Here is a 15,715-nt window from a genome sequence, read left to right on the forward strand (position 1 = left end):
GCTATGCAGTGCGAGTTGCGATAGCTGGTGGCACTTTAGCAGCAATCAGAGCGGGGTAAATAACTGCCAACTGACCAGCAATTAGCATCAGTACAGCACCTGCAATCAAATAATCACCAGGTACGCTGGTAAGACCAAAATAGTTGACTAAGTAAACATTCACAACAACTGCGATAATCACCCCAAGTACAATACCAAATAGTGACACGACTGCATTTTCAATCATAAAGTAACGTAGAATATCAGCCTGAGTCGCCCCCAGTGCACGACGAGTACCTATATGCTTTCTGCGTTTATAGACGGTGTATCTGGCCTGACCAAATATACCCAGCATAGTCACACATGCCAATGCCCCAATCACAGCCTTCAGTGTTTGGCTCACCGCGTAATCAGCTTGCAAATTCTCCGTCTTTATTTCCTCAAATGATTTAAATGCATCCACTTGACGGCCAGGCTTGTTAAGCAATAACGCCTGAACTTCTGCCATTGCAGCGTCTCGCTGATTTGGTTTCGATCTGACTACAATGATGGTTTCGATATAATGCTCTCTAACAGATCCGATCACCGTCATATCGTAGGCATACCAAAATCGCCAAGGAGACTTCATGGTTTCAACGATACCCACAACCTTCTGCGGTACTGACTGAACATAAATGGTCTCTCCAACGACACTGCGCCAATCGTTAGGCCGGATCTTACCCGCTAAATCTTGGGAAATTAAAACACTTGCAGACTCTGAATGACCGTCATAGTATCTGTGAATCACGTCGTTATGTTGAAAGTTTCTTCCAGCTACTACGCGCAACCCAAGCGTATCGACAATCGTTTCATCAGCGCCATAATAACCAGCGTGAATAATCCTTTCTTTTTCATCGGGTGTTAAACCAACATAGAGAGAGCGTCCCCAATTGGTTAGCGGCATGCTGGTAATTGTGCTTGCACTTTCAACGCTAGCTAGAGCTCGGATATCCGCAAGGTCGGTATCAAGTGCCGCATTCTTTTCGTCATCAGTACCTTCAAGGTTCGTGCTGAAGCTGAACAGTTGCTGCTCTGTGAGCCCTGTTGGTTGCACTAACTCTTGCTCTTTTAGCACCATCATATAAATCGCATTAACCAAAATCGTAAATGTTAGTGCAATCTGTACTGCGAGCAGTAATGGAGATGCTTTGTTGTTGTTCAAGATTTTTAAAATCGGCAATAAATCTCTCATTGTTATGCTCCTACAGACTTTTCAGCTGACTAGATGGCCGCACTTTTGCCGCATGTAAAGTCGGTAGTAAACCAAAAATAACCGCACTGACTACAGCCAATACAATCGTCATCATTACAATACTGTACGTCATCTCTAACATCTCAGCATATAGGTGACTATAAAGCTGAGCTGTCACACTCAGCCCAATTTGAGCCAACACCAATCCAAGTATCCCACCAAGCAACCCGATAATGCAGGTTTCAACGGTAAATTGAGCAAAAATATCTTGCTTAGAAGCACCAACCGCTCTGCGGAGCCCAACTTCACCGGCTTTGCTATGGAACTTTGCCACCATCATGGCCATACAGTTAAGCAAACACACGATAAGAAATGCAAAGGCCAGCCATACAGCTACATTACCATCGTCTTTTATAATCTTTCTTTCTACTAATTGCTCCTTCACGTCAAAAAGACGATGAAATGGCTCCCGTAAAAAGCGACCATACTGTCTTTGCTCCATTGAATAATTGACCAAGAAGTCCATGTAACTATCGCGCTCTGCTGCCGAGCTCAATTCAACCCAGTATGAGACCCAAACGCATTCAGAGGCTAAAACTGCGGTAAAAGATTCGTCCTCAGGATCCTTCCAACATTGAAAAGAGATATCCGAACTAGTCCAGTGTTGATTATTTATCTGAGCCTGAAATGGAATGATGATATCTCTTGGCTTATTGAACGCTCGCGTCCTATAGTCAAAGAACTTAGGGACTGGATACCAGTCATCAGTCACTCCCACAACGCGATATTGCAGATCACCTATCAGTAACAATTTACCGATTGAGTTTTCTCCGTTAAACAACTCATCGTTTAAATCGCTACTTATTACTGCCACTTCTAGACCGTCTTTATCCGCTGATTCATCCCAAGCACCACCAAATTTAAATGGTACCTCGAACATACTAAACATATCTCTATAAGCGGTTCTAATTGACGTCATTTTTGCATCAGTAATAGGTTGCTCCGTAGAGCGGGTCATCATCTTGAAGTTTCCTAAGGGTGTTTGTTGTACGCCTCGCTTGGCATTTTGCAAATTGATTGCATCTTGGTAAGTTAGGATATAAGGCGGCACTTCCTTGCCCTGAGAGATATTGAAAGGCTTATCCGGCCCATAACTATTTAGACGAACATTAAATAACTTGTCACTTTTTGATGGAATAGGGTCTTTTTCCAGCAAATAGCTAACTGTATAGGTGGTCATTGCAGCGCCAATACCTATTGCGATAGTTGCTATCATTAAAAATGATAAAAACGGCGTTTTCCGCAGTGAGATGAGCGCTAATTTAAGGTAATAACTGAACATAATTTATCCCTAAGCTATCGCCTTATTACATTGGCTCCGCTCAATTATCACGCCGTCACGGATCTCTATAACACGCTGTGCTTTTGCTGCTTGTTGTGGATCATGCGTTACCATCACAACGCTCGTGCCTTGCGCATTGATCTCTTTGAGTAGTTCCATAATACCGTCAGCCATTTTACTGTCTAGGTTACCCGTAGGTTCATCGGCAAGTAGAAATGAGGGTTTGCCCGCAATAGCACGAGCAATTGCGACTCGTTGTTGTTGACCACCAGAAAGCTGCGACGGGTAGTGATTTTTACGAGACCCTAGCCCTACTTTATCCAGTGCATCCATGATCCGCTGATGACGTTCTTTTGTAGATAATTTACGATAACGTAGTGGCATGTCCACGTTATCGTAAATATTCAGCTCAGGAACTAAGTTAAAGCTTTGAAAGATAAAACCTATTTTTTCATTGCGTAGTTTAGATTTAGCTTTATCGCTTAACTTCTCAACATTGACGCCATCCAATTCGTAACTACCATCACAGAAATTCTCTAGCAGCCCGGTAATGTTTAAAAAAGTTGTCTTTCCTGAACCTGAAGGTCCAATCACAGCAACAAACTCTCCCTGCTCTATGCTTAAATCAAATGGCTGCAAGGCTTGAGTTTTTATTGTATCTGTATAATACGCTTTTGATAGATGGCGCATGGATAGCATATTGCTACTCCTTATTGAATGATTTTCACACTGGGAGCGTCTTTAAAAATTCGTGCGTCAGAGGTAATAACCTGATCGCCAACATTTAACCCCGATAGTACTTCTACTTGTCCAATACTTCTTAGCCCGATTTGTATTGGTGTTTTTATTGCCGAGCCTTCTTTGACTACGTATGCAAACTGTCCATTGTAAGCATCTAGATATTGCCCATGCGGTAGATAGGCGATATTTTGTTTTTGCTCAATTACAATCCGGCTAGTTAATCTCTGGTTTTGTCTTAGCCCCTGGATTGACTCATCTTTAAATCGAATTTTCCCTGCAACACGACCATTTTCAATTTCAGGGGAGATGGCAACTATTTCACCAGTGTAAACATCACCATTGAGGTTCACCTCAGCTAACATTCCTAGGGCTAAATCATCTGAGTAACTTTCTGGTATTTGCACTTCTATCTCATATTTAGAGAGATCAACTACACTTAACAACGGTTGATTTTTTGCTACGGTATTTTTCTGCTCTACCGCTAAGTTACCAACTAATCCACTGACTGGTGAGGCTATTTTTAAAGCATCCACCTGTCTTTCAAGCTCAGCAACCTTCACCTTTTGCGCTTCAAATTCAAGTTCTTTAGTGCGGATCTCAAATTTTTGACTTTCTTTTAGTAACTCAACCTCTTTGATTGCTAAGCGATATTCTCGTTCTGCATTTTCAAGGTCATCTTTCGCTTTTTGATAGTCAATATCGCTAACCACCTGTGTTTGCAGTCCATTTTCAGAGCGGCGCATTTCACGCTTTGCCGCATTTAACACCACCGTTGCTTTACCCAAATAGTTTTCTTGGGCTAAATCTTGCTTTTTAGCTTGAATAATTTGTCGCTGAAGCTCTGTTTCTAACCGACTTAGCTCAGCTTGGTGTTGTGCAAATTCACTTTTTAGTTCAGGGCTATCTAAAACAGCAAGCGCCTGTCCCTCAACAACACTGTCACCGGATTCAACTAGATAGGTAACGGTACCTTGAGCCGGACTGTAAATGGTGGGACGTCTTGCAGCAACGACTTTTCCTTGAACAGATATATCACGAACGAAATCACCGCGCTTCACCGATGAAACATGAATCTTATCACTGGAAACAGCGGTTTGACCGCTAAGCCATTGAGTGGCTATGGGTAACATAAAGTAGATAGAAATGAGAGCAACAATGCCTATTGCTAAAATCACCAACTTGTTTTTTTTTGGTCTTTCAACCACCGAGTCTTGAGCGCTCGTATCTGGAATATAGGCCATGAAATAATCCTTTTACCACTGCCTTAGTTTTTGAAACTGTGCCACTTCATGATGTTGAACATAAACTGTTTGGTATTTGTACACTACGTCGCTTTGTGGAAGCATAAAAATCGTTGCCGATTGTCTTAATTACTCATTTAAAGTAACGTAAATTTCAAAAAACTAGTTGCAAAGCGGGTAATGTGAGTGAATAAACCTTACACAAAGCAAAGTACAATGTCACGACAAAATAAAACATTTTGTTAACTATTGATTCTGATTTTTGACAACTTCCAAGTAGCGACTTTCTATAAACTTCTTCTCTTTGGATAAATGCGCTAACGCATCTCGCGTTTGCTCTAGCTCTTTCTGGATAGCTTGAAGCTTCGGACCATCCTCTACTTCTTGCTCTTGCACCATTAATTGTTGCAAAGCCTGACTTTGTTCTGCGATTTGCTTTTTATATTCGTCAATTGTTTTAGACATGTCTTGACGCTCCTTTTCAAAAGTTGCGACTAATTGCTCTACTTCTTGCTCGGATGGACCTCCCATAGATTTAGAAGCTTCTAGCTGCTGCTTTAGTGTGTCATTTTCTTTTTGTAATTCCTCCGTAGACTCATATTGATCATATAGTTTTCTTCTTGTTTGCTTAAGTCGATCTAGGCTTTTCGACAAATCACCTCGAAGTTTCTTTATTAAACGATGAGATTTAATTAGCTTACTATTCAGATCATCCATCTTTACTTGCTCTTCCGGAGATAGCTGCTCCTGCGTTGCTCGCTTGATCTCAGATAGCTGCTGCTCTAAATGGACTTGTAAGGTAGCCAAATCCTGTATGGTGTGTTGATTGTCTTCGACAAACTTCATCGCTTTATCAATTGCGTCGCGACAATGCTGAAGTAAATACTGCTGATCTGGGTTTGACGTCCCGGCTCCACCGGTTTGCTTTGCAAACAGCCTAAACTCTCGCAGAATTAACAACAGAATATAAAACCAAAAAGCTAATATCAGTAGTCCGATATTCACCGCCATATAGATAAATACATCGACTGGTAATTTGCCTAAAAACATATTATGCACTCGTTAATTTCTTACTTTCATTTTAGTATTGGTTAAAAATCATGCCTATAATAAATCTATATTTTTCAATAAAGTGGTAATGTGTGAAGATATTGCTCGTGGATGACAGTGCAGCAACACTTGAAATTATTCGTCGCGGCTTAGTCCGCTTCAGATATCGTAAACTGTTGATAAAAAAAGCACAAAGTGCAAAAGAGGCACTAAAAATTATTGGTTCTTGGCATCCAGATATCGTACTGACTGATTGGCACATGCCTGATATTTCAGGACTCGCTCTGGTTAAAGCCATAAAGCAAAAGCAACTTGATGTTACTATGGCCATGGTGACGACGGTTGATGATCGGGAGCAAATAAAGCTTGCGCTAGATCATGGAGCGGAGTTTGTATTATCTAAACCATTTGCTGATGACGATCTTCATACCAAAATTATGCCTTTGGTAGTTGCCGCCGAAGAGAACGCTAAAACTCGACAAATTCACACCATCCACAAAGGCGTCCCTTTGCCTCAGGTCGGACAGTTAGAAAAGTTAATGATCAAACACATAGACACGGAACTTAGGCTCTATCAAACCCACCAAATGGAATATAACCCGGACAACCTCCCTTGCGTCATGGTCGCGTATGAGGATCCAAGCAGCCAAAAAGTGCGAGCAATTGGCATATTTGATGTTTATGCAGTGTGTGTGTTAGCTGCTTCGAAGGGAGAGTTGACCGAGCAAGCAGGTTATGAAGCAATACATCAAAACTTAATAACAGAGCAGATGCTAAGTGCCTGCCACTCAGCATTAAACTCTACTTCTTATGCCTTCCTTGATGGAATAACAAGAAGAAGCCTGAGAGTAAAGTCATTGCAGCTAATCACAAAGCCGCTGAATAAAGTAAAGCGGCTTTATAAATCGGCGGCCAATATGCGAATTGATTTATGCTGCCAACGTCCAAATATGGCACAGGGCAATATCTTACTGGTCGGATTCCTAAGCTAAGGCTTTTAACAATACACCGGGATCGCTAATGCCAGCTTCTTTCATTGCTTCTTGAATATTTTTGGTCAACTCTATGACTTGACTTTGCATACGTAAAATATATTCAAGCTTCTGAGTAATTAGCTCAGCTTTCATTTCATCAGCGTATTGATCACTTGCTTTTAGCTCTTCGAGTAACTTTTGCTCTTCCTTTATTTTTTCTCTTAACTCTTTAAGCTTTTCGACCATTTGCTGAATATGTGGAGGTAATGCAGCTTCCTCTTGTTCCTCTCTGACTTCTTCCCCAGACAGTTTAGACAGATCTTCTTCCGATAGTCTAAGTGGTTTTAACTCTTCCACCTTTTCAGCTTTTGTTTCCTGCTCTTTGTGACTAGTGACTAGTTGAGTTGGAGAATGAATTAAAAAGTTAACGTTCATTAATTTTGACCAATATGACTTCCTTTGACCAACATATCGGTAATTTATCGAAGATCTTTAAAAAAATTGTGCGGCTTCCTTGCCGCTACAAGTGCTTGGGAATGGAATCACTCAGCTAACTGAGTTTGAAATACTTCTGCTTTAAAATCTGTTTGCAATTATTCAACGCTCTGTTTAGTGCTTGCAAAAGCGTTTTACCTTTTGTTTTAACTCTCAAAGTTGGTAAGCCAGGCAATTGCAACTCTACCTGACATTGAGCCAGCTTGCCTTTTCGCCTGTCGGCTAGCTTTTCGACTCGCACATTTATTTTGCGGATATTAGTTGCATAACAGCTTAATGCACTATTTACTGCTTTTGAAAAAGCAACCTTACTTGCCACCGTTATAGGTTCATGCACACCAACAAGATTCAATTTCATTGTTACCTCAATCTATCGCAACACGCTTTGCGAATTTGGAAACTTCAAATAACTGAAAGCTCAGCTTAGTCTAAACAGTCAGCCAACTAATACTTGCGCTGTAAGTCTAAATCTACTAATGTTCAAAAAAAGATAAAAGCTGATTATATCTAACTAACTATAAGTTTTTTACGAACCATATGAACATAAACTTTAATCACCTGTATTATTTTTGGCAAGTTAGTAATGAAGGTAGTATTGCAGGTGCGAGTAAAATACTGCATCTGACTCCTCAAACCATTAGTGCTCAGTTGTCTAGTCTTGAGGAAAGACTAGGAAAGCCTCTATTTGTAAGAGAAGGAAGAGGACTCAGATTAACTGACTTCGGCATTTTGACTAAGCAGTATGCGGACGATATGTTTTCGATAGCCAAAGAATGGCTAGAAACAACACAAGATGGGTCCTCAGCCATACACCGCACACTGAAGGTTGGTATTTCCGATGCCATTCCCAAATCATTGGTGTCTAAATGGCTCGCACCGTTAATCGAAAACGAACAGATCGCTAATCTACATTGCATTGACGGGCAACAATCGGAGCTACTAGCTCAAATGGCCATGCATAAACTCGATATTGTTCTTGCTGATAAGCCACTAGACAGTAACTTACCGTTTAAGGTGTTCTGCCATGAGATTGGCAAAAGTCAAATTGGCTTCTATGGTTCAGCTTCAAGTGCTCTACGCCTTCGCCCAGCTTATCCACATTCTTTGCAGGACGAACCTATTATTCTTCCAGCAAAAAATAGCCCAGTTAACAATTCCATTCAGTTTTGGTTTCAGGAACAGGGTATTGAAGTTAAGGTTGCAGGTCATGTTGACGACAGTGCTTTAATGAAGGCTTTGGGACAGCAAGAGTTTGGTATTTTCCCTGCACCTTTATCAATAAAATCAGAACTACATCGCCATTACGATGTAAGCCTAATTGGCGTTATTGAAGGCACTTACCAAAACTACTACGCTTTTACGCCCGATAGGCTTATTAAGGATTCAATATTTAGTGAATTTGTAAATTTTGCCAAAGGCGTTCGCTAACGGATAGCTCAATTAGCACTGGCCTGTAATAATGATGACAAGTTTTGCTTATATCGTCTTGATAAATGCAAAGAGTCTCCATTTTCGAGAATAACATCATAGTCACCGTTATCTCTTGTTTTGAGTTCGCTAATTGCGTTCAAATTAACTAACGATGATTTATGGATCCTAGAAAAGCCAAACGTCTTTAAACTTTTCTCCATCGAAGACATGGTATCCCTGTGCAAAATGGAACGCTCTCGATTAATCATATGAAGTTCTACATAATTACCAGCACCACCAACCCATGCCAAGTCTTCGACCTTTATCACATGTATATGCCCTGAGTCTTTAACAATCAAACGTTGCTCTGGTATGTAATTGGATTGTGATTCTGTTTGATCTTTCTCATTAGCCATCATATATGTTGCATAAACAAGATTCGCCAGTAGTGTATCTCTTCTCTCTAACTCTTTAAAACTCAAGTTTGTTTGGTCTGTAGTATCTATATTCTTACTGATTTTGATCATCGACACCGCAGATAGCTTTGATGTTAAAAAGAGTGACTTCTCCAGCTCGGCCAATTCTGAATCTATTAACAAACAGTCTATTCCCCCACGCTCTATAGTTTCTAAAATATCAACAATTGTTTCATAGTAAACAAACCGGGGACAAATAAGTGACTCTTTTAGCTTTGTACTTATTTCAGCCCCAAAGCTCACAGCGCTTGAAGGGGTAAGGATTGTAACGTTTTTCATTTATCACCTTGAACACAACTATAAGGTATTTAGAGATACTAATACCTTGTTCTTCATTTCACAATAGTTAACATATTATTGTTATAGATTGTCACAATGTAATGTGCAAATTAATTTTGATCTTTTTTTTCTCTCCTTTCGTCACTCATTTCTATCTTCTTGTGTATCTCGCCTAGCTTATTCTTAACTTCCGTCATAGCCTCGCAGTGATACTAATAAGCCTTTGTGATGAAAAATTATGTTCATCATCAAAGGTATCCAAATAAAATGTACCAATCAGGGGATATCATGAAACAATTTAAGCGTTCTAAGTTAAGTATGCTTATCACTTCTGCATGCCTAATCGGCGGAAGTATAGGACTACAAGCATCAGCTGAAGAAACCACAGACGGGGCTACTGAAGAAGTAGAAAGAATTTCTATTACAGGTTCTCGTATCCAGCGTGTGGCTTTAACGGCTAAAACACCAGTTATTGAACTAGATGGCGCAGAATTTGCGATGTCTGGTAATTTAAACGTTGAGCAGAAACTCGCAGAGCTTCCATTAACAGTGCCTTCTTTTGGCCCTAGTTCAAACAACCCAGGTGATGGTACAGCGCGTGTTGACTTACGTGGTTTGGGAAATGAGCGTACTCTTGTACTTGTAAACGGCCGTCGTTGGGTACCAGCAACGCAAACAGGTGTTGTCGACCTTAACACAATTCCAGCTTCGCTTATCGAAGGTGTAGATATTATCACTGGTGGTGCAGGTGCGGTATACGGTTCAGATGCATTAGCGGGTGTTGTAAACTTCCGTCTGAAAGATGACTTTGAAGGTGCAGAAATTTCAGCACTATATGATATCACCGAAGAAGGTGATGGTGAGAAGTTCAACACCGATCTTACTCTGGGCGGTAACTTTGCAGATGATAAAGGTAACGCTACGGTGTATATAGGTTATGCTAAGCGCGAGTCCATCTTCCAAGGCGATAGGGACTTTACGAGCGTAACATTAACTGAAGGCGAAAATAGCCTAGTCCCAGGTGGTTCTTCTGGTATACCAGGCACTCGTGTTTTTGCTGGCCCAACACTGCCTAACGGCACTACATTAGGTCGTTTTGGTCCTAATGGTGAAGGCCTACCTTACACATCAGCAGATGCATTTAACTATGCGCCGGATAACTACCTTCAATTGCCACAAGAGCGATTAACACTTAACTCCTTTGCACATTATTACATTAATGATGATACCCGCTTATATAGCGAGTTATCATTCATTCGCAATGAAGTACCACAGCAATTGGCTCCAACTCCTGCGTTTGTGGGCAATTTAGAAGTGAACCCTAATAGCCCATTCTTTGGTGCTGATGTTCAAGCAGCAATGAATGCGTTAGTACCTGAACTTGACGCTGATGGTGAGCCAACAGGTAATATGATCAGCGCACTTAACGCTGACGGCAATTATGTTTTACCATTCATCGGTCGCCGTATGGTTGAAAATGGCCCTCGCCAAGTAGTCGACACTCGAAACGCTATGCGATTACTGGTAGGGGTTGATGGTTTTATTGGTGATTGGGCATACAATGCTTACTACAGCCGTTCAGAGCTAGATCGCTCAAACCTACTAAATAACGATGTTTCTGAAACACGTTTCAGACAAGCAATCTTGGTTAACGACGATGGCACTGCATGTCAGGATACCTCTGGTGGTTGTGCGCCACTAAACATTTTTGGTGAAGGTAATATTTCACAAGCAGCTATCGACTTTATTAACGTTGGTGCATCGAACGTAACGAATATCAAACAAGAGATTTTCCACATTGATTTTGCTGGAGAACTGCCGTTTACTGTTCCTTCTGCTGATATGCCAGTAGGCTTTGTAATCGGTTACGAAAGCCGCTTCGATGACTCAAGCTTCCGCCCTGACGAGTTCTTAGCATCTGGTGATGTACTTGGCTTTAACGCTGGTGAACCAACTGTTGGTAGTTACAGTGTTGATGAAATCTTCACGGAAATCGACATTCCATTAGTGACAGATGCGGCATTTGCAGAAGATATCACGTTATGGTTCGCGGGTCGTCTGTCTGACTACTCAAACATTGGTAACGCTTCTTCTTTCGCAACGACAATCAACTGGAAAGTGAACGAGTATGTATCGTTCCGTGCTGGTTATCAAGAATCAGTGCGTGCGCCTAATATTTCAGAGCTATTCCAAGGTGCAGCAAATGGCTTCCCAAGCGCAACCGATCCATGTAGTGTGGCTGGTTTTGTAGAAGGTCAAACGGATCGAGCTCTATGTGAGGCGCATGGTGTTGCAGCTTCTCAGGTTGGTGTATTTGAGCAAGCGAATGCTCAAATCGAAGGTAGTTTTGGCGGTAATCCAGACCTGAAAGAAGAAACCTCTGAAGCAATAACGCTTGGTCTTGTTATCACACCAACTGAAAACTTCGACGTTACAATTGATTATTTCGACATTCAAATTGATGATGCTATCGATGTATTAGGTGGTGGTGTAAATAATATTCTTGATATTTGTTATAACCAATTAAAAGATCCTAACTCTGAGTTTTGTCAAGCGATCACCCGCCGTCCGGACGGTAACGTAGACCTTGTAACTGCACTTAATGCAAACATTGCGGAATTAGGTACTAAAGGTTATGACATCAATTTCAACTGGACGACCGAACTTGGCTTTGGTATCGGCGGAAATGGTTCGACACTGAATATTAGTTCAAAGAACACTATTTTAGATGAGTACTTTGAAACACCGAGCGTTGGCTTTACTGAGACTAATTATTGTGAAGGTAAGTTTGGTAATACCTGTGGAACACCTCGCCCAGAATTCCAAAGTAACAACCGCTTTACATGGACTTCAGGTGATTTGACACTTTCAGCGCTAGTTCGCTATATGAGTGAAGTGGATGATGACACTGGAGAAAACGAAATCGCTCCGATTTCTAAAGCTGAGTGGTATCTTGATCTAAGCGCTAGCTATCACTTTACTGACCACGTTGAAGCAACGTTTGGTATTAAGAATGTGTTAGATACTGAACCAACACCGCTAGGTGATGCTCAACAACAAGCTAATACGTTCCCAGAACTATACGACGTAATTGGTCCTCGCTACTTTGTAAGTGCTGTTTATACCTTCTAATCAGCTGATTCTAAATTAATAGGGAGCCTCGGCTCCCTTTTTTGTTTTTTTGATGACAATACGTAAGGTCATAACCTAAAAGAGTCAACCATAACTCCTCGAACTGAGGCATAGCTAAAACCCTGCTAGCGTTGAACTAACAACCAAGCATTTTGGTTGTTAAATAGAACTATCAATAGATGGGGAAAGGCTAAGAGTGTGAGAAAATAACAATAACTCTACTCGCTGTTTTATATAGTTTGACTAAGATTAAGAAAGATAAATACCGCAGACAGAGCCTGATTATAAAATCAACAGCTCTGCTTTTACCTGTAAACGTTTAAGTAAAATAACAATATGAAGCAAACGCATGAAATAAACGACGCTATTCAAAGTGCTTTCAGGCTTATCCAACAAAAACGGGAACAAAGTGCCTTAGAGTTACTTCAACCTTTTACTCATGTACAGCACCCAGACTTACAATATTTAACTGGCATTTGCCATAAAGCCCTAAATAATTGGTCGAGTGCAATAACAGCTTTACAACAAGCAAACAACCTTGCGCCACGAGTAGAAGTACAAAGCCACTTAGCAAAGTGTTACTGGCAATTAGGGGATTTTAAGCAAGCTGAGGATCTCTATTTAGCAATCTTGGAAGTAGAGCCTCAACATATTGAAGTATTTAAAAATTTAGCGCTGTTGCATCTTGAACAGAATCACTTTGAATCCGCTGCATCATGGTCATCGAAAGGACATACTAAAGATAGTTCAGGCCAATTTACTAAGCTTCTTGGAGACATCGAAAAAGCCCAAGGCCACCTAGACAAAGCCATTGAACTTTACTTATCAGTCCCCAAGCACTCACCAATTGCATATAGAGCAGTCCATAATTTAGGGGTTTGTTATAAGTTACAAGCTAAATTTGATCAAGCAATTCAATGCTTTCATTTAGTTCATAGGCAAAGCCCTGAACAATATGAACCTTTGTATAACCTTGGTGACTGTTTTTTTGCAAAAGGTCAGTTTGAACAAGCTCAAGAGGCTTATCAACTTGCATTAAAGCGAGCGCCATATAACACCACAATTCACCAAAGCCTTAATGAACTCTACTGGCAAAATGGCCAACAACAGCGCTTCGCCAAAAGCCTTTTATCTGCTTTAGAAACTGCAAATAACAAACTACCATTAATTGAGTGCCTTGCTGAGCTATACTGGAATACGGGTCAATACGAGGCGTGCAAACAATGTATTTTACAGTCTAATTATGCGGATTCATCCGCCGTTATGTTGACTTTACAAGGTCGCCTAGCAGCAACTAAAAGTGATTTTGACATAGCCTTTGAGTATCTAGACAAAGCAAATAAGATTGTTGCGGAGCAAGATAGAATGTGTGAACAAGCAAAGTTTGCCATTCAACTTGGTAAGTTTGACAACGCAAGTGCACTGCTTGAGAAAGTGCTACACACTAACCCCAACTCACAACTTGCGCTGGCTTGGTTAAGCGTGGTTTATCAAGCTACCGATGAAAAAAAGCATCGTGAATTGTGCAACCCTGAGTTTATTCTTACAACCGAGTTACAAACGCCTGATGGCTACACAAACCGCGAAGAGTTCATCTCAGAGCTAGAGTCTTGCTTACTCACACTGCACCAAGGTAAGCAGGCGCCCAGCGAACAGACTTTGGTTAACGGCTCTCAAGTTTCTGGCGGCTTGTTAAACCGGGACATAGAGATAATCACTAAAACCAAAGTTCAATTACTTCATGATATTGAGCAATCTCTCAAACAGTTAAACGCCACCTCTGAACACCCTTTTCTTGCACACTTAAACACACAGCGACAAATAACTGGCTCCTGGTCTGTAAAATTAACCGAACAAGGTTTTCATGTGAGCCATATTCATCCCGCTGGTTGGATAAGTGTGGTGCTCTACATTAATACACCAGAAGACGACACGGAAAACGGCGTTATCGAATTCGGCAGACCTCCTCTAGCCCCGCCTTACGATTTTCAACCATTTAGAACCGTAAAACCCAAACGCGGCCAAATCGTTATCTTTCCATCCTACTTTTGGCATGGTACTCAGCCATTTACGGCGACAGAAAATAGCTACAGAATGACATTACCACTTGATATCGGCATTGTAAAAAATGAATCAGAGGCGAGAGCACAATGACAAAAGAAGAAAAACAGCCACTAAATATTGACGCTCTAATACAGCCAATTCTCCACTCAGAGCCTAAAAGTAACTGGCCAATACTATTATCCAATCTACGACTCACCCACCCTGATAACGCCGAACTCAGCTACCGCATCGCGGTGATTTTAGAACAAATAGGTGCTTTTTTAGCGAGCGAACAAGCCTATATCCACTGCTTGAAGCTAGCACCCAACAACTATTTGATTTACCTTTATCTTGGTCATTTGCTCGAAAATACAGGTAACGAGGAAATCGCGTTAGTTTGCTACGCGCTTTGTGAAATGTTGACTGGCAATTTTAAACAGCTCCAGCTTGCAAGCACAACAGCTTCACAAACACTTGAACGCTTTCAACAAGCTTGGCGATGTATGGAGCGAAATTTAGCCAACGCAAAAAATATCGAAACAGCACGCTGGGTTCAATATAGTAGCAAACCTTTTAAAACAGCTCAGGCTCCCCACCTTTTTTATGTGTCAGAGCTCAACGCAATGCCAATATGGCAAGCTGAGACACTTGACTGGGTGCAAGCGTTTAAAGCTGCTATTCCTGAGATCATTAATGAGTTCTATCACAATTTTGATTCTGCAGCTTCACACTTAGCTCCTTATTTGTCGGGCAAGGAATATGAAACTGCATTCCCCACTCTTGCTAATAATGATAGGTGGCAGGCTCTTTCCTTATTTAAAGAAGGGCTTGAAGATACATCTGTTACTACACACTTCCCCGTTTTAATAAATGCCTTAAAAAGCGTGCCATGCTATGGGTTAACTGACGCACCTTATGAGGTCTTTTTCTCCAAACTCGCCAAAGGCCAAACGATCCCCCCTCATTACGGCTTATCAAACCACAGCCTTACCGTACATTTAGCGATAGATATTCCCCCAAATTGTTACTTGGAGGTCAACGGAGAACGAACGCTATGGCAAGAAAACGAATTAACTGTTTTCGATGATTCATATTTGCATATGGCGCATAACGGCGGAGATAGGGACAGAGTTGTGCTTATTTTTTCAATTTGGCATCCAAATTTGACTTTATCTCATCGTCAGGCAATCCAATCAGAATTTAAATATAGGCAAGAATGGATTAACAGTTTACGAGAAAAACTCATTAAATATACAAACCGGTCACAGAATTCATAAATGTTATCACCATTACCACTCAACTTGCCACAAATAGGTTGTTAG

At 41.1% G+C, this 15,715-nt stretch carries 13 protein-coding genes; 5 read left to right on the plus strand and 8 right to left on the minus strand.

What is annotated here, in order from left to right:
• Position 1: 1 nt before the first annotated feature.
• The 5 genes from DRB05_RS06030 to DRB05_RS06050 all read right to left on the minus strand — a co-directional run bounded on the left by DRB05_RS06030 (position 2) and on the right by DRB05_RS06050 (position 5,584).
• Positions 2-1,210 (minus strand): FtsX-like permease family protein, encoded by a 1,209-nt coding sequence (locus DRB05_RS06030; protein ID WP_128726119.1) that lies wholly within the window; start codon positions 1,208-1,210, stop codon positions 2-4.
• Positions 1,211-1,220: 10 nt separating this feature from the next.
• Positions 1,221-2,552, minus strand: a complete 1,332-nt coding sequence (locus DRB05_RS06035) for an FtsX-like permease family protein (RefSeq protein WP_128726120.1) — start codon at positions 2,550-2,552, stop codon at positions 1,221-1,223.
• 9 nt (positions 2,553-2,561) lie between these two features.
• The gene (locus DRB05_RS06040) at positions 2,562-3,251 is read right to left on the minus strand and encodes an ABC transporter ATP-binding protein (RefSeq protein ID WP_128726121.1); all 690 of its coding nucleotides are present in this window, start codon (positions 3,249-3,251) and stop codon (positions 2,562-2,564) included.
• A gap of 11 nt (positions 3,252-3,262) precedes the next feature.
• Positions 3,263-4,534, minus strand: a complete 1,272-nt coding sequence (locus tag DRB05_RS06045) for an efflux RND transporter periplasmic adaptor subunit (protein ID WP_128726122.1) — start codon at positions 4,532-4,534, stop codon at positions 3,263-3,265.
• A 246-nt stretch (positions 4,535-4,780) separates the two neighbouring features.
• A complete protein-coding gene (locus tag DRB05_RS06050) occupies positions 4,781-5,584 on the minus strand; it encodes a chromosome partitioning protein ParA (protein ID WP_128726123.1) in 804 nt (267 codons plus the stop codon).
• 92 nt (positions 5,585-5,676) lie between these two features.
• Between DRB05_RS06050 and DRB05_RS06055 the strand changes: the two genes are divergently transcribed.
• Positions 5,677-6,576 carry a response regulator gene (locus DRB05_RS06055; RefSeq protein ID WP_128726124.1) on the plus strand — a complete coding sequence of 300 codons (900 nt, stop codon included), beginning with the start codon at positions 5,677-5,679 and terminating at the stop codon, positions 6,574-6,576.
• On the opposite strand, the gene DRB05_RS06060 is transcribed toward DRB05_RS06055, so the two are convergent.
• Complete coding sequence (locus tag DRB05_RS06060) at positions 6,568-6,993, minus strand: hypothetical protein (protein WP_128726125.1); 426 nt, start codon at positions 6,991-6,993, stop codon at positions 6,568-6,570. The genes DRB05_RS06055 and DRB05_RS06060 overlap by 9 nt on opposite strands.
• A 115-nt stretch (positions 6,994-7,108) precedes the next feature.
• Positions 7,109-7,411, minus strand: coding sequence for a hypothetical protein (locus tag DRB05_RS06065; protein ID WP_128726126.1), 303 nt, complete (start codon positions 7,409-7,411; stop codon positions 7,109-7,111).
• Positions 7,412-7,590: 179 nt separating this feature from the next.
• On the opposite strand from DRB05_RS06065, the gene nhaR reads away from it, so the two are divergent.
• Positions 7,591-8,481: a transcriptional activator NhaR gene (gene nhaR, locus DRB05_RS06070; protein WP_128726127.1), complete on the plus strand. Its 891-nt coding sequence runs from the start codon at positions 7,591-7,593 to the stop codon at positions 8,479-8,481.
• An 8-nt stretch (positions 8,482-8,489) separates the two neighbouring features.
• On the opposite strand, the gene DRB05_RS06075 is transcribed toward nhaR, so the two are convergent.
• Entirely contained in the window at positions 8,490-9,218 is a 729-nt protein-coding gene (locus DRB05_RS06075; RefSeq protein WP_128726128.1) for a LytTR family DNA-binding domain-containing protein, read from the minus strand.
• A 288-nt stretch (positions 9,219-9,506) separates the two neighbouring features.
• On the opposite strand from DRB05_RS06075, the gene DRB05_RS06080 reads away from it, so the two are divergent.
• The 3 genes from DRB05_RS06080 (at position 9,507) to DRB05_RS06090 (ending at position 15,670) form a co-directional block, all read left to right on the plus strand.
• Complete coding sequence (locus DRB05_RS06080; RefSeq protein ID WP_128726129.1) at positions 9,507-12,350, plus strand: TonB-dependent receptor; 2,844 nt, start codon at positions 9,507-9,509, stop codon at positions 12,348-12,350.
• Between the two features lie 336 nt (positions 12,351-12,686).
• Entirely contained in the window at positions 12,687-14,504 is a 1,818-nt protein-coding gene (locus tag DRB05_RS06085; RefSeq protein WP_128726130.1) for a tetratricopeptide repeat protein, read from the plus strand.
• Positions 14,501-15,670 (plus strand): aspartyl/asparaginyl beta-hydroxylase domain-containing protein, encoded by a 1,170-nt coding sequence (locus DRB05_RS06090; protein WP_128726131.1) that lies wholly within the window; start codon positions 14,501-14,503, stop codon positions 15,668-15,670. Before DRB05_RS06085 ends, DRB05_RS06090 begins: the two co-directional genes overlap by 4 nt.
• Positions 15,671-15,715: the final 45 nt, after the last annotated feature.

Source organism: Pseudoalteromonas sp. A757 (genome assembly GCF_004103285.1).
Classification (GTDB): Bacteria; Pseudomonadota; Gammaproteobacteria; order Enterobacterales; family Alteromonadaceae; genus Pseudoalteromonas; species Pseudoalteromonas galatheae.